Source organism: Novimethylophilus sp. (assembly GCF_036504375.1).
Classification (GTDB): Bacteria; Pseudomonadota; Gammaproteobacteria; order Burkholderiales; family Methylophilaceae; genus Novimethylophilus.
In genome coordinates this window covers 23,250-41,373 of the sequence record NZ_DASXVH010000026.1, presented here as the reverse complement: position 1 = coordinate 41,373, position 18,124 = coordinate 23,250, and the positions used below count along the sequence as shown (strand labels likewise).

The following is an 18,124-nucleotide window of genomic DNA, read 5'->3' as shown; positions in this document are numbered from 1 at the left end:
AGCGGATCAGCCGAGCAGCTTAACCAGCACCGCGACCACCACGGCCACGGCGAGATATTTGAGATAGGTTTTCACCATGTCGGATTTTCTGCGCTGGGTTTGGCGGCGGTCGGGGGTGCGCCGCTTGCTGCCATCGTAGACCAGTCTTTCGTTGCGTTCGACCATGACGGATCCTCCGGAGAGAGCATCATTTACAACTCAAAGATCGCCACCGATTCCACATGCGCCGTATGCGGGAACATGTTGACCACGCCGCAGGCGACCAGATGGTAACCCTTGGCCTGCACCAGCACGCCGGCATCGCGCGCCAGCGTGGCCGGATTGCAGGACACGTACACGATGCGCGCCGGGCGATTGCCACCGTCATCCGGCAAGGCCTTGATGACTTCAAGCGCGCCGTCGCGCGGCGGGTCGATCAGCCATTTATCGAAGCGGCCCAGCGCGGCCAGCTCTTCCGGCGTAATCTCGAACAGATCGACGTCGCGGAATTCTGTTTGCTGCGTGAGGCCGTTTCTTTCGGCATTCTGCCGGGCGCGGCGCACCAGCGAGGCGGAGCCTTCCAGGCCCAGCACCTGCGCACCGCAGCGGGCGATCGGCAGCGTGAAATTGCCCAGGCCGCAGAACAGGTCGACGATGCGCTCATTCGATTGCGGGGCGAGCAGCGCCAGCGCGCGGCGCACCAGAATCTGGTTGATGCGCGGGTTGACCTGGGTGAACTCGGTGGGCATGAAGGGGTACACCAGGTCGAATTCCGGCAGCGAATAAGTCAGTTCCGGCGCATCCAGCGGATAGAGCGGCGTGGCGGTTTCCGGGCCCTTGGATTGCAGCCAGATCTGCACGCGGTGGCGGTTGCCGAACGCGTGCAGCAGCGCCTCGTCCGAGGGGCTCACCGGCTCCAGGATGCGGAACACCAGCACCGAAATGTCATCGCCTACCGCGACTTCGATCTGCGGCATGCGGTCGCGGATGGAAAGCTGCATCACCAGTTCCTGCAGCGGCACGATCAGCGCGGAAATATGCGGCGGCAGCACCTCGCAGCCCTTGAGATGCGCGACAAAGCTGGAGTGTTTTTCATTGAAACCCACCAGCACCCCGCCCTTGCCCGGTACATAGCGCGCGCGCAGCCGGGCACGATGGCGATAGCCCCAGGCCGGGCCGTATACCGGCGGCAGCATGGATTCCGGCTTCACCTTGGCGATGTGCCACAGACCGTCTTCCAGCACGCGCTGCTTGACGGCGACCTGAGCCGAAAACTCCAGGTGCTGCATCGCGCAGCCGCCGCACATGCCGAAATGCACGCATTTGGGCTTAACGCGGCTGGAAGATTCCTTGACGATGCGTTCGATGCGGGCGAATTCGTAGCTGGGTTTTTTGCGGTAGCTGGTGTAGGCGACTTTTTCGCCGATCAGCGCGCCTTCGATGAAAATGACCTTGCCCTCGACATGGGCGACGCCGCGCCCTTCCTGGTCGAGCGATTCGATGGTTGCGATGGGATTTTGCATAAGAGTTGCGATTTTACCGCAGAAGGCGGGCTATCTGCTCAATAGCGCCCGATCCGGCACATTCATCCATCTGCACCTCGGATATAAGCAACGCACTGAAGAGGTGCATTGCCAATGAGTATTGCAAGCGCAATTTATTCCGTATTTCTTGCAAAATCGCCGGTAATGACCGCATACTTGGGCTGGCTCATTTATTGCTATTTTTAGGTACATAGCAATGGATAACCTGTGCAACCGGGTTTCCTAACCATCGAACTCTGAAGCTGATCGAACGCAGGACGCCATGACTATAATTTCAGGATGTCTGAAACAGGTTCACACTCGGGATTTCGCCGAACAGGCTTCGCTGCTCCAAGGATGGAACCAGCATTACGCGCAATTGTCTTCCGGGGCTTTCAGCGGATCCATTTCGGAACTGCTGTTCGACGACATCCACCTGTTCGAGGAATCCACCAGCCGGGTACTGTTCCAGAGCGGCAATCTCGCGGCCAATGTAGTTGCCATCGGCATTCCGCTTGCCACCGAAGGGCATGGGCTGTTTTGCGGCAACGCCATGCACAGTGCATCCGCGCATATTTTTTCCGGTTCCGGCGGATTTGAATTCCTCTCCCCTCCCGGGTTGATGATGGGCGGGATCGCGGTATCCAGGGATGCCCTGATCGAAAGGCTCCCCGAAGCCTCCCAGGAATCGGTCATCACAGACATCTCCCATGCTCATCTGAAATGCGTGCGGCCGCAAAAAATCCACGCGGTACGGGAGTTCATGCGCGACGTATTCAATCCATGCCGGGAATCGCCGGCATTGTTGCAGGACATCCGTTTCCGCCGAAGATTGCGGGAGATCACGCTGACGCATGTTGCAGAGGTTCTGGCCGACGTTCCGGCCGCTGAGGATGAGGATCGCCTCACTCCGCGCCGGCGCTGGAAAATCGTCATGCAGGCGCGCGATTACCTGTCCGGCATGGCGGACGCCCCGGTAAGCGTCGAGACGCTCTGCATGCACCTCGGCGTCAGTCGCCGCACCCTGCAGTATTGCTTTCAGGAATTGCTGGGTATGAACCCGGTCGCTTTTCTGCGCGCGCAACGGCTCAATGGCGTACACCAACTGCTTAAAGATGCGCATTCCGTGACGGAAGCTGCCACCGCCTGGGGATTCTGGCACTTCGGGCATTTTTCGCAGGAATACAAAAAACTGTTTGGCGAATTGCCTTCGGATACCTGGCGTCGCCAGCACCAGTGCCATTCCCGGAGCAACCGGTAAAGCGCGCTACTCGCCGGACAACCTGGGCTGCGCCACCGCACCGATCTCGGCAATATCGCTCTGGTCCTTCAATCCGATGCCCGACACTTTCAACCGCATCGCCTCACTGACCAGCCACAGCGTCTTGCGCGCTGCCGCCCCATAACTCAATCCCTCGGGACGCACGTTGGAAATGCAGTTGCGTTCCGCATCCTGGCGCCCTGTCCGCGGCGCATAGGTGATGTAAACCCCAAGGCTGTCCGGGGAAGTCAAACCGGGGCGCTCGCCAACCAGCATGACCACCACGCGCGCATGCAGCGCTTCGGCAACGGCGTCGCTCAAGGCAACACGCGCCTGCGTGGCAATCACCACCGGTGCGACGTTCCATGCGGGCGGCGTCACCGCGCGCAGCTGTTCCAGCAGCGGCTGCGCATGGTTCTTGATGGCCAGCGACGACAGACCGTCTCCCACAACGATCGACAGGTCGAAGCCCTTGTGCGGGTAATCCTGCAAAGTTGCGGCGGCATCCGCATCCAGGCGCCGTCCCAGGTCGGGCCGCAGCAGGTAGGCAGCGCGATCCGGTGCTGCGCTCCGCACGCGCAGGGTTTCAAACCCGGCATCCCCCAGCGACCGGCACAGCGCATCAACATCCAGCGGCAGATGCACCGCATCGCGCGCCATCGCATGGGAGAAACCGAAACGTAATACCTCGTCGGTGGGCATGCTGTTGCCCGCCCGACCCAGCGCAATGCGCGCCCGCGTAAATTTTTTCAGATGCTCCCACGGATCTTTTGAAACCGGCGCTTTTGAGGCAGCCTCGCCGGCAACCATCGGACCGGCGACAGTCGCAGCGGGGTTTTCCGTCATGCCGGGAGCGCCTTCGGCATCCTGGCGAGCAGCGGATGCGCCGGCTCCACCGGCCGTATCGCGCCGCCCGAATCCATGATGTTCATTTTCTTGAGCCATTGTTCATACTCCGGCGCCGCCCGCAGCCCCAACACATTACGCAGGTAAAGGGCGTCGTGAAATGAGGTGCTCTGGTAATTCAGCATGATGTCATCCGCGCCCGGCACACCGATGATAAAGGTGATGCCAGCCACGGCCAACAGCGTCATCAGGTTATCCATGTCGTCCTGGTCCGCTTCGGCGTGATTGGTGTAGCAAACGTCGCAACCCAGCGGCACGCCCAGCAATTTGCCGCAGAAATGGTCTTCCAGGCCGGCACGGATGATCTGCTTGCCGTCGTACAGATACTCCGGCCCGATGAAGCCGACCACGGTATTGCTCAGCAACGGTGAAAAGTGCCGGGCGATGGCGTACGCACGCGCCTCGCAGGTCTGCTGATCCACGCCGAAATGGGCATCGGCGGAAAGCGCCGTGCCCTGCCCGGTTTCGAAATACATCACGTTATTGCCCACCGTGCCGCGGTTCAGCGACAGCGCGGCCTGCTGCGCCTCGCGCAGGATGGCCAGATCGATGCCGAAACCGCGATTGGCCTGTTCGGTACCGGCGATGGACTGAAAAATCAGGTCCACCGGCGCGCCTTTTTCCATCACCTGAATCTGGTTGGTCACGTGCGTCAGCACGCAGGATTGGGTGGGAATGGCGAACTCGCCGATCACTTCGTCCACCAGATAATACAGATCCATCAGCGCGGGGATGCTATCGGTGGCGGGATTGATGCCGATCACAGCATCGCCCGCGCCATACAGCAGCCCGTCGACAATGGAAGCGGCGATACCGCGCACGTCGTCGGTGGGATGATTGGGCTGCAACCGCGTGGACATGCGGCCGGGCAAGCCGATGGTGTTGCGAAAAGCCGTCACCACGCGACATTTGCGCGCCACCAGGATCAAATCCTGATTGCGCATCAGCTTGCTGACCGCGGCGGCCATTTCCGGCGTGATGCCGGGGGCGAGCCGGCTCAAGGCGGCGGTATCGGCAGCCTCCGACAGCAGCCAGTTGCGGAAATCGCCCACCGTCAAATGGCTGATTTCGGCAAAGGCCTGCGCATCGTGCGTATCGACAATCAGACGCGTGACTTCATCGTCTTCATACGGAATCACCGGCTCTTGCAGAAAGCGCTTGAGCGGTACCTCGGCCAGGCACATCCTGGCCGCCACCCGCTCGGCAGCCGTCTCCGCGGCGATCCCGGCCAGATAGTCGCCCGACCTGCCGGGCGTGGCCTTGGCCAGCAACGCCTTCAGATCGGCAAAATGGTAGGTGTGCAATCCGATGGCGTAACGATATTGCATGCTTGCCCTTAATTCCCCATATCAATGCTTCCGGGGCCGCAAGCAGCCCGGAAAGAGTCTCACGGATTACGCAACGGCAGGCGCATGGTGCTTGTCCACCGCCGCATCGCGATGGTGCTTGGTGAGCAGGAAGTAGCCGAATGCCGCTGCCATCAACGCCATGAATACACCTGCCAGCAACTGGTTATAGTACGTCATGGTCACCAGGCTGACCACGGCCAGCACCAGTGCGATCACCGGGAACAGCGGATAGAGCATCGCCGGAAAAGGCCGATGGAGATCGGGCTCTTTCTTGCGCAGCGCAAACAGGCTGAACATGGAGATAATGTACATCACAATCGCGCCGAATACCGACATGGTAATCAGGTTGGACGTCAGGGTCTGGCCACCGAAGGTAATCAGGTTATCGCTGAAGATAGCCGCGATGCCCACCACGCCGCCGGCAATAATCGCGCGATGCGGCGTCTTGAACCTGGGATGCACGGCGGAAAAATACCTGGGCATGTAACCGGCACGCGCCAAGGCAAAAATCTGCCGCGAATAACCCAGAATGATGCCATGGAACGAAGCCACCAGACCAAACAGACCAATCCACACCAGCATGTGCAGCCAGCCGCTGTTTGCGCCCACCACCAGCTTCATCGCCTGCGGCAAGGGGTCGTTGATGTTGGAAAGCGCCTTCCAGTCACCCACGCCGCCTGCGAATATCATCACCCCCATCGCCAGCACAACCAGCGTCAGGATACCCGCGATATAGGCAGTCGGTACCGTGCGCTTGGGGTCTTGCGCTTCTTCTGCGGCCATCGCCACCCCTTCAATGGCGAGAAAAAACCAGATCGCGAACGGAATCGCCGCCACAATGCCGGGAATCACCGCCATGCTGAAACTGTCCCGCCCGGCCCAGCCGTGCGCCACGAAATTGCTGACAGAGAAACCCGGCGATACCACGCCCATGAACACCAGCAGTTCCGCAATCGCCAGCAAAGTCACGAACAGCTCAAAAGTCGCCGCGATATGCACGCCGATAATATTGAGCGCAATAAAGATCACGTACGCACCCGCCGCCATCGTCTTGGGATCGACGGATGGGAACTGCACGTTGAGGTACGCGCCGATCGCCATCGCAATCGCGGGTGGCGCAAACACGAACTCCACCAGCGTGGCGAATCCGGCAATAAACGCCGCTTTTGATCCGAAAGCGCGGCGCGCATAGGCAAACGGCCCGCCCGCATGCGGGATGGAGGTCGTCAGTTCGGTAAAACTGAAAATAAAGGTGGTGTACATCACCGCAATCAGTATGGACGTGACCATGAAACCTAGCGTGCCGGCCTTATCCCAGCCGTAACTCCAGCCGAAATATTCACCGGAAATCACCAGGCCGACGGCCAGACCCCACATATGCCAGACATTCAGCGTGGGCTTGAGGGAATGACTTTGATTACTCATATTCATGCTCCATAGTTAAGCCCGGCATCCGCGCATGGGCAAAGGCAATCCAAAGCCCGACCCATCAGAGTTTCCGCCCGGGTAATAGACATAAATAGCGCCAAGATCGTAGGTGAAATCGGACATCTCTTCCGGAAATGCGCCGCGCAAACCGCTGTAGGCATCCAGTTCCAGGTTAGCTCCCGGCACCCATTGGGAAGAAACATTCGACGCCCAGAACCCGGCATACGCACCCGAGGCATGATCCGCCTCGATACTGAACTGCACGGCAGGCTTATCCCAGATATTGCTCTGGCCGCGCCAGATGTAGTCATTGACCAGCGCGACCGAAGTTACGAACGTCCAGGCCGGTGCGGGTGCAGCTGCCGCAGCTTCCGCCAAAACGTTAATGGATACTGCGCCCAGCACGGCAACAGCCAGCCCACAGGTACGTTTCAGAAATGGACGATGGTTCATTGCTCCCTCTCTCGTTTCACGATTAACCTCAGCGAGCCGAAATCCGGCTCGCATTGGAACTCATTAAAAACGAGGGGGAACGAGTGTGCTATCCCATTTTGGCAAAACAGTTTATTGCAGGCGTATGAAGATCATCAGAAAGAAATATGACACAGAAGCGCAACAACCAGGAGCCTATTTCAACAGGCTTTAGGCAGCCCAGGCTGCCAGAAACTCCTGCCAATGGGGACCGGGGTAGGAAGCCAGCGTCTCGCGCACCAGCGCTATTTCGCGCTGGTAGGCTTCGGCGTTGAGAATGCCGCGCATCCGCTGAAAACGCAGGAAAACCAGGTGGGTATTGGCGACATCGGTTTCGCAATAGTTGCGGATGGCTTCGATCTCGCCGCGCTGGAAAGCATCCCACACCTTGGAGCCGTCCATGCCCAGCTTGCCGGGGAAACCGCACAACTGCGCGACCTCGTCCAGCGGCGCATTGGCGCGCGGCTGGTACATCGCCACCACGTCCATCAGGTCGAGATGGCGCATGTGGTAGCGGCTGATGTAGTTGTTCCACTTGAACTCGCGGTCGTCCTCGCCCAGGTCCCAATAGCGCGCCGCCTGGATGCCGTGGATCATCGCCCGGTAATGCAGCACCGGCAGGTCGAAGCCACCGCCATTCCAGGAGACGATCTGCGGCGTGTATTTCTCGATGCCGTCGAAAAAACGCTGGATGATCTGCGCTTCATTATCCTCCGGCGAACCCAGCGTCCACACCTTGAAATTGCCGCCTTCGCGCAAGGCGCAGGAAATGGCGCAGACGCGCTGCAGGTGCAAAGGCAGAAAATCGCTGCCGTTGTGCTGGCGGCGCTGATGGAAAGCCATCGCGGCGATATCCGCCGCGGGGGTGCCGGCCGGCAGGCCGTTGAGGCGCGCGATACCGTCGGTATCGGGGATGGTTTCGATGTCGAAGACTAGCGTTGGTGTCATCATTTCAACCGCCGATGAACGCAGATAAACACCGATGAATCTGGGTGTTATCTGCGTTCATCGGCGTTTATCCGCGGTTTATTTTATTTTTTAACCCAGCCGCCGCCGGCATCCTGATACCACCAGCCGCCCTGCGCTTTTTGCACCCAGCGCTGCGCAAAGGTGTTGCGCACTTCGGATTCCCATTCGGGATGGCCATTGGCGACGGCGATTTCCCTGTACAGCGCGTTGCGGTCGCCGTTTTCGGCGGAGACCAGGCCGTTGACGCCCTGGCGCTGCGCCAGCGGCACCGCATTGGCGTCGTGCATCGCCACCAGGCCGTCGCGCGTCAGGCCGACCGCACCGCTGGCGTAGTGGGACGCCAGTTGGCCGTGTCGCGCCTGCATGCTGGCCTTGAGCGAAGCGATGGCCGGGGTGTTGATTTCAAGATCGGCACCGGCTGCGAATACCGATGTAGTCAGTATCAAAGCGAGAAATGCGAACAGCAGTTTTTTCATGATCGGTTCCTTATTTACCTTGCGCCGGTTGGTCGGCAGGCTGGTCGACGGGTTTCTGTTCGCCCTTCTTGATCTGCCAGACTTCGTCGATGATCTTGTCAGCGGCCTTTTCCGCCGCTGCCGCGGGGAAGTAGATATTGATGGTAACGCAGGCCGGTAAAACCACTATTGCAGTCAGCAATCCAGCATAGAAAATTCGCTTCATCTAAATTCCTCTCATCCTCAATAATACTGTGATTCTACGCGCTCATCGCCGCTATTCCGAGCGTTCACGCAACGCCTCGTAAAGCTGAGCCGGTCCCATCAAAACATCGCGAAGACCATAGCGTACTTTTTCCGAATTCAGCGCCTGCTTGCTCATTGCACTATGCGCGGCAGAAGCTCCAAGAATAGCATCCACGATGGCGTTTAAAAGGTCCGGCGAATTTTTGAGCTGCTCCTTGGTGTTGCTGGCCGCCTGCCGCACCAAAATCTCCGATTCCAGCAGCTTACCCTTGAGTACGTTGTTCACATACACCAGCTTGTCATCCTCCGTCACATCCCCTTCAAACAGATCGTTAAGCTTGGCGATGATTTCATACAGCCGCGACTTCTCCTTCTCATGCACCGCGCCGCCGCCCGCATCGGTGAGCGGGGACAACTTCGGATATTCGCCGTTCTGCAATGGTAGCGCACGTTTGCCCTGATCCTTGAGCTTGTGATGTGTCATGACGACTTTGGACAAATCCACGCCATCGCGCTCCCGTCCAAACTCCAGCAAGGGCAGCAGGCACTTGAAGAAAATCGCCCGCTTTTCGATAGCTGTGTTGCCGTAATCAAAAATCTGGGAAAGAAACGCATACAGCCGCAAATAAGCGCCCATATCGCCCTTGAACAGCACCAGGCTATCCAGTTCGTTCCTGGCCTCCTGCTCCGCAGCGGCATCCCCTTTGTCACGCGCGGCCTGCACTGCAACCTGTCCCGCCTTGTAGCGCTTGAGCAGCCTATCCACCACCGGCTCCAGCGCTACGACCAAATCGCCTTGTTTGGCCTTGGCATCCAGCGTCACGGCGACCACGCGCTCTACTTCAAAATCGTCGTAGAACCCCGCGCCATCGAGCTTGGCGCGCAGGTCGTACACCAGATGCGGATCGGTGATGCCTTCGAGTTCGGCAGTGGCGTAATAGGTCTTGAACGACGCCAGCACTTCTTCGGGATCGATGAACTCTCCCACCGCTAAACCTGTGCGGTTGTAGCGGGGGTTTCGCGGGTCAAGGACTTCGACTTGGCGCGTTGCCGCGCCAGCGGTTTCTGTCTCGCCGCCACGCCCGTCCCAGGCGTGTGCGCGTCGATGAGTACCACCAACGCGCTGTTCTGGTCGCGCGGCATCGTGTGGCCGCAATGCGGACACCGATGTACCCGTTGCGCCAGCGTCTTGGGGACGATCTCCCAACACGCCGAGCAGCGTTGCGACGGCTTAAGTTGGCGCGTGTTCGACATATGCAGGCGCGTACCAGCCTCTACCGCTTTGTACGCGAGCATTTGATGCGCCATGCCCAACCCCACCGAAAGAATCTCTCGGTTAAGGCCGGCTTTCTGCTTGACCATTCGACCCGGCTTTTCCAGCGTGCCTTTGGCCGAACGGCTCATGTTCTTGGTTTGCAGTTCTTCGGTGGCGATCACTGCACACGTCCGAACCAACTCAGTTGTTGTCTGGTGCAGAAACTCCCGGCGCAAATTGCCGATGCGCTCATGGAGTCGGGCCGCTTCCTGAGACAGCCGCTTGTAGCGCACTGAGCCTTTTTTCTTCTTCGCCCGTTGCCGTTGCAATGCGGCCAGGCGAGGTAGTTCGTTTCGCGTCCAGCGCGGATTCGCAATCGTTTCGCCATTGTCGAACGTAGCCCAGTCGGTGAGGCCGAAGTCGACACCGCGATGCTGATGGTCCGTCCGCTCACGGGCGCAGGCGGTTTCCGGCACGCGCAGGGTGACGGAGGCGAACCACTCGCCGTTCTTCCGAATGATGGTCAGATCGTTGGGCTTGGCTTCTGCAAAACGGTGGCGTCCGCGCACGCGAATCCCCATGGCATCCGCGCCGGAACCAAGTCGCAGAGTGCCGCCGCGCCGGCCTTGTTGCAGGAGTTTCCAGCCAGCCGGATCGGGGTAACTGAATCCCGAGAAGCGGGCGCTGGCCTTGAACCGGGGAAAGCCCGGTGTTTGCCCCGCCTTGACGCGACGGAAGAAGGCTTGAAACGCCAGATCGAGACGGCGCAGTGTTTGCTGCAAGGCATGACTGCCAAGTTCGACAAACTCAGGCCGTGCTGCCTTTATTTCCGGCAGGACGTTCTGCTGATCGTAGTAGCTGATGGATTTGCCGGCTTTGCGGTACGCTTCGATGCGCTCTTGGAGCGCGGCGTTGTAGAGTTCGCAATGCAGCCGCACCCACGCCGTGAGCCGTTCGGCCTCACGGGCGTTCGGGTAGAGCTTGAAGGTGACTTTGCGACGCTCCACGTTGAATTAACGACCGACGCCGGATGCCTTGAATACGTGAGTGGTATGTTGTGCGTCACGTTCGATGGCGTGCAGCCGCATGGCTTCCCACGCATTCGCGTCCATTCCCAAGTCCATCACGACCTTCTGCCCTGGTTCCAGGTTTTCGAGCGATTGCCGCAAGGCCGAAATGCATTTTTGCACCAAGCGCCTCCGATTGGTCGGGATAACGACAGCGGAAATCTGTAGACCATCGAAGTTCTGCTGGTAATGCATGTTCTTGTCGGCAGTGACCAGGGCATCGAAACCGGCATCATTGGCAGCGCGCAGCAGTTTGCCGTTCTTGACACCTTCCCAGCCCATGTCTTGCACTGTGGAAGTATCGAAATAACGCGAAATCCAACCCCGCAACTGCTTTGGCAAGCATTCGTCGATGAGAACGCGCATCAAGCGGCCTTCTTTAGCTCAAGAAGGGACTCGGCCTGGTGCAACGCCTCAATTGCCTGTTCGCGTTTGATGGATGGATACGAATCCAGTATCTCATCCAACGTCAAGCCATCGGCAAGATTCTCGAATAGCACAGCAATGGGAACACGAGTGCCCGTGAACACAGGGGTTCCACCGAGAATATCGGGGTCTGAAGTGACTACGGAGGTATCCATCGCAAACTCCTTGTTGAGTGCTAATGCTGCTATTGCTATACTACAGCAAACCATTAAGGCGCACAATGCACAACACCAATCGCTCTAGCTCCCACGCCGTATTTAACATTAAGCTGCATATCGTCTTAGTAACGAAATATCGGCGTAAAACGTTGACGCCGGCACTGTTGGATTATCTCAAGGAGGCGTTTGCCGATTGCCTCACCGCTTGGCGCTGCAAGCTGGTTGAATTCGGCGGCGAACCCGATCACGTCCACCTGCTGATCGACATCCACCCGGCACTCGATATTTCCGTACTCATCAACAACCTCAAGACGGCCAGCGCTCGCCGTGCCAGAAATCGTTTTGCCGAGCACTTGGCACCTTTCTATCGCAAGCCGCAATTCTGGCATCGCGCCTACTTTGTTGGCAGCGTTGGCGGCGCTACGCTTGAGACAGTGCGTGCTTATGTCGACGCGCAAGGAACCGAAGAACATGCGAGGAAGTCTGCCGCAAAAAGTAAATCCAAACCGCCCGCTTGACCCCCTCCTGTCGTCGCGCTCACGCGCTGATATGGCAAGCCATCGTGCGACTAGGAAGGGGAATGCGCGGGCATGTGTTCACAAAGTCCAGCACATAGGTCGTATCCTTGCCCGGATAAGCACGGTTCAACCGAGACAATGTCTGCACCGCCTGGATACCCGCCAGCCGCTTATCCACATACATGCCGCACAGCAAAGGCTGGTCGAAACCGGTCTGGAATTTATTGGCAACCAGCAGTATCCGGTATTCCTCCGTCGCAAACGCCTCGCGGATATCGCGACCGCGTAAGCCGGGGTTCAGCAGCTTGCTGTTTTCGGTAAACGGCTCGCCACCGGATTCGGCATCGTTCACCTCGCCGGAAAACGCCACCAGCGTACCGATGCCATAACCCTGCGCCTTGATGTACTTTTCGATGGCCAATTTCCAGCGCACCGCTTCCACGCGGCTGCCAACCACCACCATGGCCTTGGCTTCACCGTCCAACAAAGGCGACACATTCTCGCGGTAGTGCTCCACCACCACCTGCACCTTTTGCGAGATGTTGTAGGGGTGCAGCTTGACCCAGCGGATCAGGCTTTTCAGCGCCGCGCTGCGTTCCACGTCGCGCTCGTCCAGCGCCTTGCCCTGATGCGCCAGCTTGAAAGCCAGCTTGTACGGCGTGTAGTTCTTCAGCACGTCGAGGATGAAGCCCTCCTCGATGGCCTGGCGCATGGAGTACACATGGAACGGCGCGGGCAGGTTATCCGGTCCGGCGGGCAACTCGGGATGCGGACGACGCCCGAACAGTTCCAGCGTCTTGGCCTTGGGCGTGGCGGTAAACGCCACATAGGTAATCCCGGCATCATTGGCGCGCGTCGCCATTTTCACGGCCAGCACATCCTCGGTGCCGATTTCTCCGCCATCGGCCAGCTCCTTCAACTCTTCCGCCGAAAGCACCGCCTTGAGGCTGGAGGCGGCAGCGCCGGTTTGCGAACTGTGCGCTTCGTCGGCAATCACGGCGAAACGCTTGCCTTCGGTAGCCGCCAGTTTCTGCACGGCTTCCAGCGCAAAGGGAAAAGTCTGGATCGTGCAGACCACGATTTTCTTGCCGCCGGATAGCGCCTGCGCCAATTCACCGCTCTTGCTGGCGCTGTCGCCGGTGATGCTCGCTACCACGCCGGAAGTCCGCTCGAAATCGAAAATCGCCTCCTGCAACTGCGCATCCAGTACGTTGCGGTCGCTCACCACCAGCACGGTATCGAACAGTTTTTTGTGCGCGACATCGTGCAAGTCGGCCAGAAAGTGCGCGCTCCAGGCGATGGAATTGGTCTTGCCGGAACCCGCCGAATGCTGGACCAGATACTTGCCGCCCGCGCCCTCGGCCAGCACCGCCGCCATCAGTTGGCGCGTGGCATCAAGCTGGTGATAACGGGGGAAGATGATGGATGTCATCTGCTTCTTGCTGTCGCGCTTCGCCACCAGATAGCGGCCGATGATTTCCAGCCAGCTTTCGCGTGCCCATACCTGCTCCCACAAATAAGCCGTGCGGTGGCCGCCAGCCTCTCTCCCCTCGATCTTTGGGAGAGGGGCCGGGGGAGTGGGAGGATTCCCCGCAGCGCCGTCATATCCCCGGTTAAAAGGCAGGAAGGTTGTCGTCCCACCTTGCAGCCGCGTCGTCATGCACACTTCGGAATTGCTCACCGCAAAATGCACCAGCGCACCGCGCGGAAACTCCAGCAAGGGCTCGGCGGCGGATTGCCCCTTGGGACGCGGGTTACGGTCAAAACGGTATTGATCCACCGCATCGCCCACCGACTGCGTGAAATCGCTTTTCAGCTCCACGGTAGCGACTGGCAGGCCGTTCAGAAATAGCACCAGGTCGATGGCGTTCTCGTTATGCAGCGAATAGCGCACCTGCCGCACCACGCGCAGCCGGTTGGCCGCATACTTCGCCAGAATCTCCTTGTTCATCGCCAGCGCCGGGCGGAACTGCGCCAAACTCAAGGGCTGGCGCAACCCCAGCATCTCCACGCCGTGGCGCAGCACATCCAGCGTGCCGCGGTCGTCCAGTTGCTTGCGGATACGGTCGAGCAGCGCTGCCTCAGCTGCCACGCCGTGATTTTTACTGAGGGCTTCCCAGGCTTGGGGCTGCGTTGCCTGCACCCAGGCCAGCACATCGGCGGGGAACAAGGCACGGGCGCGGTCATAGGCCTGCGCATCGCCTTCGGCATAGTGCCAGCCTTGCACCGAAAGAGAGGCGCAGACTTCGTCTTCCAGCTTGATTTCCTTGTGCAGGCTCATACTCGCTCGCAATCAATAAACAGCTTCGTGGTCGCCCACATTCACCGGGATGATTTGCTCATCCTGAATCAGAAATTCCAGCGTAATGCGGTAAGACAGGTTGATGGAAACCGAATGCAAACCCTGCAGTTTGCCGCTCAAGGCATGCAAGCGCAGCGATGGATGAAACGGATTCGCTTCCAGCAGTTGCAGGGTTTTAAGGTATTGCTGGCGTAAATCCGGGTGCCGTTTCAGCCACCGCAAGGCACGGCGCTCATAAGCCTCGGTAAAAACCAGCGTATAGCTCATGCCTGCTTTTCAAGCCTGGCCAGATGCGCTTCGGCAGAGCCTTGCAGCGCTCGCCCGGCAGCCAGATCGGCACGGGTTTCGGCCAAGGCGGCTTCCAGCTCGCATTCGCGCAGGTAGTGGTACTGGGCAATCTCCATCACCACGAATTTATCCTTGCCGCGCACCGAGATCACCGCCTCCGGCTGATGCTCCAGCATCGCCTCGATGGCGGAAACTCCCTTGGTTTTAAGATCGTTGGCACTGATGTTGGACATGGCGTACCCCTACATAAATTAGATCGCTCATTTAATCACACTGTTAATCGCACTGTAAAGGATGTGCTTTCAGGGCGGCCATACGATTAACTCGGGTGTTCAATGTTCACTTGCCGTATCGGCCTTGCGATCAACCAATAGCTGCGCGGTTGCGCCGCCCTGGCCTCGCCCACGAAAATCTTCGGCATACCCGCGCACATCAATCTTGCCGGTCACGGCGGCGGAAATCAGCGCACTGCGGCGCTCTTGCAGCAGGGCAATGGCGCGGTTGGCTTCGGCGGTAAGGGTGTCGAATTTGGCGGTTTCGGTGTCAAGGAATGTGGCGATGCCTTCCTGTTCTTCGATGGGCGGAAATGCAATTTCAAAATTGCGCACAAAGTCATCTGGTACGCGCTTCTGACCACCCGCACCATACATGTGACCTTCGCCATTCTTACGAAATACGACAGATGTAAACAGGTAATGAAGATATTCGCTGCCGGTTTGATTAGCTATAGGCCGCGCCACAATCAATTCGGTTGTGCCAAAACCAATACCCTGCGTAAGCCCTCGCATTACTGCACCTTTGCCATTTTCAAAACATGGCGTGATCTTGGCAACGGTGACATCACCGTCACGAAAAAATGTATAGCCATTTTCAACATCGGCAATCGGCTTCTCCCGTTCAAAATTAAGCTTTCCATCATCGCCAATTGCATCCATAGGCAAAAAAGAAACAAGCGTATCTTTATCCAAGGTCGCAACCTCAGACTTGGAGGGATTTAACTCAGCAACAAAACGAAGCCGCTTCACTTCCCAATGCTCCGGCACTTCGTCCAGCCATTCGATGCCGGAATCTTTCATGGTGGCGTTGGGGTTCAGCCCCTTGGTGACGGCGTGCGAAATCACCGCCTGCCGCTTTTCCGCCAGCAGTTCCACCAGACGCTGCTGCTCGGCAATCAGCGCATCGACCTTCCCCGTCTCGCAGTCGAGAAAGGCGGCGATTTGTACTTGCTCGTCTATCGGCGGAAAGGGAAGTTCGAGGTTGTCTATTTCATACTGACCAAGACCGACACGGGTCAAACCGTTTGCCCGAACTGCGACACATGACTTGACGTAGCTAGAATCAAACAACCGCTTTACGAATGCGCCATTGATGTCAGTCTTTGGGCGGATCATCGATAGGTGATAACCACAAACCACACTGGGCAAGTCTGCTGGAACATATGCGCCAATGGCGATGTCGTCGGCAGTCTCGGAGTCTTTGGTGATGATCGTATCGCCAGCACGAAGCGTGAACTTGGCAATCTGATCGTCCGAAGCAGTGGCCGCCATGAATTCCATATCAGCGGTTATTGTGTCGTTGTAATAAACGTCCGTGTAGTTGCAGAGATTCACAGGCGTTTCACCATCGTATGATTTCTTATCCACATTGCTTGGAAATACATGACAGGCTTGTTTGAGCCGCTTTACCTCCCAATGCCCCGGCACCTCCCCCAACCAAGCTACGCCGCTGTCCTTGTATGCGGGGTAACGCGGCAAGCTCACGCGCTCAGCCCCGCAATCATGCTCAATATCCGATCCGTACACTGCTTCAGTTCGGCATCGATCTCCGCCAGCGGGCGCGGTGGTTCGAACACGTAGAAGTGGCGGTTGAAGGGGATTTCGTAGCCGACTTTGGTTTTGTCTTGGTCTATCCACGCATCCGGCACGTGGGGCAACACTTCGCGTTTGAAGTAGGCTTCCACGTCTTCGCTCAGCGGGACGTTTTCAGTATCGCGCAAGGCGCTGTCCGGCTGCGGCTTGCCCTTGAACTTGCCTTTTTCGCCCAGCACGAGCTTGCCTTGTGCGTCTTTCAACGGGCGTTCGACGGTGATGGTGCGGTAGCCGAAGGTGCTGTTATCGAAGATGCGGCTGATGGGCCTCCCTCTCCCCACCCCCTCTCCCGCTTGCGGGAGAGGGGCTTCCTGAAAGTCGCCGAACAGGCGGGTGATTTCGTCGATATGCACCTCGGAGAGCTGCTTGCGCTTGCTGCCCAGGCTTTTGCGCATCTTCTGCCAGAAAGACGAGGCATCGATCAACTGCACCTTACCCTTGCGTTGCGCGGGCTTGCGGTTACTGACGATCCACACGAAGGTACTGATGCCGGTGTTGTAGAACATGTCGGTGGGCAGTCCAATAATGGCTTCGAGCAGGTCGTTCTCGATCACGTAGCGGCGGATTTCGCTTTCGCCGCTGCCAGCACCCCCGGTGAACAGCGGCGAACCGTTAAGCACGATGCCGAAGCGGCAACCGCCGTCCATCGCCGGGCGCATCTTGGAAACCAGGTGCAGCAGAAACAGCATGGAGCCGTCGGAAACGCGCGGCAGGCCGGGACCGAAACGGCCGTCGTGGCCCTTCTGTTCGTATTCCTGGCGGATAGCTTTTTCAACTTTTTTCCATTCCACTCCAAAGGGCGGGTTGGAGAGCATGTAGTCGAATTTCTTGTCCGGGTGGCCGTCATCCGAGAGCGTGTTGCCGAAAATGATGTTGCTGACATCCTGCCCCTTGATGAGCATGTCGGCCTTGCAGATGGCGTAGGACTCGGCGTTGAGTTCCTGGCCGTAGACATTGAGCCGGGCATCCGGGTTGTGGGCGTGCATGTAGTCGGCAGCCGCGGATAACATTCCGCCCGTGCCCGCCGTTGGATCGTACAGCGTGCGGATCACGGGTTTGTTGAGTTCGTCGTCGTCCTCGACAAACAGCAGGTGCACCATGAGATCGATAACTTCACGCGGGGTGAAGTGCTCCCCGGCGGTTTCGTTGGAAATTTCAGCGAACTTGCGGATCAGCTCCTCGAACACCAGCCCCATCTGCTCGTTGCTGACTGCTTTTGGATGCAGGTCGATATTGGCGAAACGTTCCGTGACATGGTAGAGCAAGCCGCATTTGTGCAAGCGCTCGACCTGCGTGAGAAAGTCGAAACTTTCGAAAATATCCAGGATGGAGAACGAAAATCCTTCGACGTATTGCCGAAGATTTTCGCGGAGACTATCCTGATCGCCCATGAGCGTTTTCAGATCCATCCGCGAAGTGTTGTAGAACTTGTGCCCCGCGGCCCGTTGCAGAAAAAGATCCGGGTTGATCCCGGCTTTCTGTTTATCCGCCAGTTCGGCCAACACAGCTTTCTTGGTTGGTTCCAGCACGCAATCCAGACGGCGCAGCACGGTGAACGGCAAAATGACCTTGCCGTATTCCGATTGCCGATAATCGCCGCGCAACAGATCAGCCACGGACCAGATGAAGGAAGATAACGCTTGTTGGTTCATGGG

The 18,124-nt window shown here is 58.4% G+C and carries 20 protein-coding genes; 2 read left to right on the top strand and 18 right to left on the bottom strand.

Annotated features, from left to right (window positions below; all coding sequences use genetic code 11):
• Positions 1-6: 6 nt before the first annotated feature.
• Positions 7-165, bottom strand: a complete 159-nt coding sequence (locus VGK14_RS02505) for a hypothetical protein (RefSeq protein ID WP_331507350.1) — start codon at positions 163-165, stop codon at positions 7-9.
• A gap of 26 nt (positions 166-191) precedes the next feature.
• Positions 192-1,502: a 23S rRNA (uracil(1939)-C(5))-methyltransferase RlmD gene (gene rlmD / locus VGK14_RS02500; RefSeq protein ID WP_331507349.1), complete on the bottom strand. Its 1,311-nt coding sequence runs from the start codon at positions 1,500-1,502 to the stop codon at positions 192-194.
• A gap of 283 nt (positions 1,503-1,785) precedes the next feature.
• Here rlmD and VGK14_RS02495 point away from each other — a divergent pair, with 283 nt between their 5' ends.
• Complete coding sequence (locus VGK14_RS02495) at positions 1,786-2,763, top strand: helix-turn-helix domain-containing protein (RefSeq protein WP_331507348.1); 978 nt, start codon at positions 1,786-1,788, stop codon at positions 2,761-2,763.
• A 6-nt stretch (positions 2,764-2,769) separates the two neighbouring features.
• Here the strand turns inward: VGK14_RS02495 and eutC are convergent, their stop codons facing one another.
• The 11 genes from eutC to VGK14_RS02440 all read right to left on the bottom strand — a co-directional run bounded on the left by eutC (position 2,770) and on the right by VGK14_RS02440 (position 11,490).
• Positions 2,770-3,609, bottom strand: a complete 840-nt coding sequence (eutC, locus tag VGK14_RS02490) for an ethanolamine ammonia-lyase subunit EutC (RefSeq protein WP_331507347.1) — start codon at positions 3,607-3,609, stop codon at positions 2,770-2,772.
• Complete coding sequence (locus tag VGK14_RS02485) at positions 3,606-4,997, bottom strand: ethanolamine ammonia-lyase subunit EutB (RefSeq protein ID WP_331507346.1); 1,392 nt, start codon at positions 4,995-4,997, stop codon at positions 3,606-3,608. Before VGK14_RS02485 ends, eutC begins: the two co-directional genes overlap by 4 nt.
• 66 nt (positions 4,998-5,063) lie before the next feature.
• Complete coding sequence (gene eat, locus VGK14_RS02480) at positions 5,064-6,443, bottom strand: ethanolamine permease (RefSeq protein ID WP_331507345.1); 1,380 nt, start codon at positions 6,441-6,443, stop codon at positions 5,064-5,066.
• Positions 6,444-6,458: 15 nt separating this feature from the next.
• Entirely contained in the window at positions 6,459-6,899 is a 441-nt protein-coding gene (locus tag VGK14_RS02475) for a TorF family putative porin (RefSeq protein ID WP_331507344.1), read from the bottom strand.
• Between the two features lie 189 nt (positions 6,900-7,088).
• Positions 7,089-7,865 (bottom strand): 3'-5' exonuclease, encoded by a 777-nt coding sequence (locus VGK14_RS02470; RefSeq protein WP_331507363.1) that lies wholly within the window; start codon positions 7,863-7,865, stop codon positions 7,089-7,091.
• Positions 7,866-7,948: 83 nt separating this feature from the next.
• Positions 7,949-8,362, bottom strand: a complete 414-nt coding sequence (locus VGK14_RS02465; protein ID WP_331507343.1) for a YdbL family protein — start codon at positions 8,360-8,362, stop codon at positions 7,949-7,951.
• 10 nt (positions 8,363-8,372) lie between these two features.
• Positions 8,373-8,567 (bottom strand): hypothetical protein, encoded by a 195-nt coding sequence (locus VGK14_RS02460; protein WP_331507342.1) that lies wholly within the window; start codon positions 8,565-8,567, stop codon positions 8,373-8,375.
• A 51-nt stretch (positions 8,568-8,618) separates the two neighbouring features.
• Positions 8,619-9,575, bottom strand: a complete 957-nt coding sequence (locus VGK14_RS02455) for a hypothetical protein (RefSeq protein WP_331507341.1) — start codon at positions 9,573-9,575, stop codon at positions 8,619-8,621.
• 2 nt (positions 9,576-9,577) lie between these two features.
• A complete protein-coding gene (locus VGK14_RS02450) occupies positions 9,578-10,849 on the bottom strand; it encodes a transposase (protein WP_331507340.1) in 1,272 nt (423 codons plus the stop codon).
• Positions 10,850-10,855: 6 nt separating this feature from the next.
• Positions 10,856-11,275, bottom strand: a complete 420-nt coding sequence (locus VGK14_RS02445) for a DUF5615 family PIN-like protein (RefSeq protein WP_331507339.1) — start codon at positions 11,273-11,275, stop codon at positions 10,856-10,858.
• A complete protein-coding gene (locus VGK14_RS02440; RefSeq protein ID WP_331507338.1) occupies positions 11,275-11,490 on the bottom strand; it encodes a DUF433 domain-containing protein in 216 nt (71 codons plus the stop codon). Before VGK14_RS02440 ends, VGK14_RS02445 begins: the two co-directional genes overlap by 1 nt.
• Positions 11,491-11,555: 65 nt before the next feature.
• Here VGK14_RS02440 and tnpA point away from each other — a divergent pair, with 65 nt between their 5' ends.
• Positions 11,556-12,011, top strand: a complete 456-nt coding sequence (gene tnpA, locus VGK14_RS02435) for an IS200/IS605 family transposase (RefSeq protein WP_331507337.1) — start codon at positions 11,556-11,558, stop codon at positions 12,009-12,011.
• Between the two features lie 19 nt (positions 12,012-12,030).
• On the opposite strand, the gene VGK14_RS02430 is transcribed toward tnpA, so the two are convergent.
• The 5 genes from VGK14_RS02430 to VGK14_RS02410 form a co-directional block, all read right to left on the bottom strand.
• Entirely contained in the window at positions 12,031-14,292 is a 2,262-nt protein-coding gene (locus VGK14_RS02430; protein ID WP_331507336.1) for a type I restriction endonuclease subunit R, read from the bottom strand.
• Between the two features lie 12 nt (positions 14,293-14,304).
• On the bottom strand, positions 14,305-14,580 hold the full coding sequence (locus tag VGK14_RS02425; protein ID WP_331507335.1) for a plasmid stabilization protein: 276 nt from the start codon (positions 14,578-14,580) through the stop codon (positions 14,305-14,307).
• On the bottom strand, positions 14,577-14,834 hold the full coding sequence (locus tag VGK14_RS02420) for a type II toxin-antitoxin system Phd/YefM family antitoxin (protein ID WP_331507334.1): 258 nt from the start codon (positions 14,832-14,834) through the stop codon (positions 14,577-14,579). The genes VGK14_RS02425 and VGK14_RS02420 overlap by 4 nt, the downstream gene beginning before the upstream one ends.
• 99 nt (positions 14,835-14,933) lie before the next feature.
• Complete coding sequence (locus tag VGK14_RS02415) at positions 14,934-16,361, bottom strand: restriction endonuclease subunit S (protein WP_331507333.1); 1,428 nt, start codon at positions 16,359-16,361, stop codon at positions 14,934-14,936.
• Positions 16,358-18,121, bottom strand: a complete 1,764-nt coding sequence (locus tag VGK14_RS02410) for a class I SAM-dependent DNA methyltransferase (protein WP_331507332.1) — start codon at positions 18,119-18,121, stop codon at positions 16,358-16,360. Before VGK14_RS02410 ends, VGK14_RS02415 begins: the two co-directional genes overlap by 4 nt.
• Positions 18,122-18,124: the final 3 nt, after the last annotated feature.

What these genes read in the sequence shown, in the direction of transcription:
- VGK14_RS02505 (WP_331507350.1), bottom strand. Translation starts at nt 165, where the DNA reads ATGGTCGAACGCAACGAAAGACTGGTCTACGATGGCAGCAAGCGGCGC.
- rlmD (WP_331507349.1), bottom strand. Translation starts at nt 1,502, where the DNA reads ATGCAAAATCCCATCGCAACCATCGAATCGCTCGACCAGGAAGGGCGC.
- VGK14_RS02495 (WP_331507348.1), top strand. Translation starts at nt 1,786, where the DNA reads ATGACTATAATTTCAGGATGTCTGAAACAGGTTCACACTCGGGATTTC.
- eutC (WP_331507347.1), bottom strand. Translation starts at nt 3,609, where the DNA reads ATGACGGAAAACCCCGCTGCGACTGTCGCCGGTCCGATGGTTGCCGGC.
- VGK14_RS02485 (WP_331507346.1), bottom strand. Translation starts at nt 4,997, where the DNA reads ATGCAATATCGTTACGCCATCGGATTGCACACCTACCATTTTGCCGAT.
- eat (WP_331507345.1), bottom strand. Translation starts at nt 6,443, where the DNA reads ATGAGTAATCAAAGTCATTCCCTCAAGCCCACGCTGAATGTCTGGCAT.
- VGK14_RS02475 (WP_331507344.1), bottom strand. Translation starts at nt 6,899, where the DNA reads ATGAACCATCGTCCATTTCTGAAACGTACCTGTGGGCTGGCTGTTGCC.
- VGK14_RS02470 (WP_331507363.1), bottom strand. Translation starts at nt 7,865, where the DNA reads ATGACACCAACGCTAGTCTTCGACATCGAAACCATCCCCGATACCGAC.
- VGK14_RS02465 (WP_331507343.1), bottom strand. Translation starts at nt 8,362, where the DNA reads ATGAAAAAACTGCTGTTCGCATTTCTCGCTTTGATACTGACTACATCG.
- VGK14_RS02460 (WP_331507342.1), bottom strand. Translation starts at nt 8,567, where the DNA reads ATGAAGCGAATTTTCTATGCTGGATTGCTGACTGCAATAGTGGTTTTA.
- VGK14_RS02445 (WP_331507339.1), bottom strand. Translation starts at nt 11,275, where the DNA reads ATGCGCGTTCTCATCGACGAATGCTTGCCAAAGCAGTTGCGGGGTTGG.
- VGK14_RS02440 (WP_331507338.1), bottom strand. Translation starts at nt 11,490, where the DNA reads ATGGATACCTCCGTAGTCACTTCAGACCCCGATATTCTCGGTGGAACC.
- tnpA (WP_331507337.1), top strand. Translation starts at nt 11,556, where the DNA reads ATGCACAACACCAATCGCTCTAGCTCCCACGCCGTATTTAACATTAAG.
- VGK14_RS02430 (WP_331507336.1), bottom strand. Translation starts at nt 14,292, where the DNA reads ATGAGCCTGCACAAGGAAATCAAGCTGGAAGACGAAGTCTGCGCCTCT.
- VGK14_RS02425 (WP_331507335.1), bottom strand. Translation starts at nt 14,580, where the DNA reads ATGAGCTATACGCTGGTTTTTACCGAGGCTTATGAGCGCCGTGCCTTG.
- VGK14_RS02420 (WP_331507334.1), bottom strand. Translation starts at nt 14,834, where the DNA reads ATGTCCAACATCAGTGCCAACGATCTTAAAACCAAGGGAGTTTCCGCC.
- VGK14_RS02410 (WP_331507332.1), bottom strand. Translation starts at nt 18,121, where the DNA reads ATGAACCAACAAGCGTTATCTTCCTTCATCTGGTCCGTGGCTGATCTG.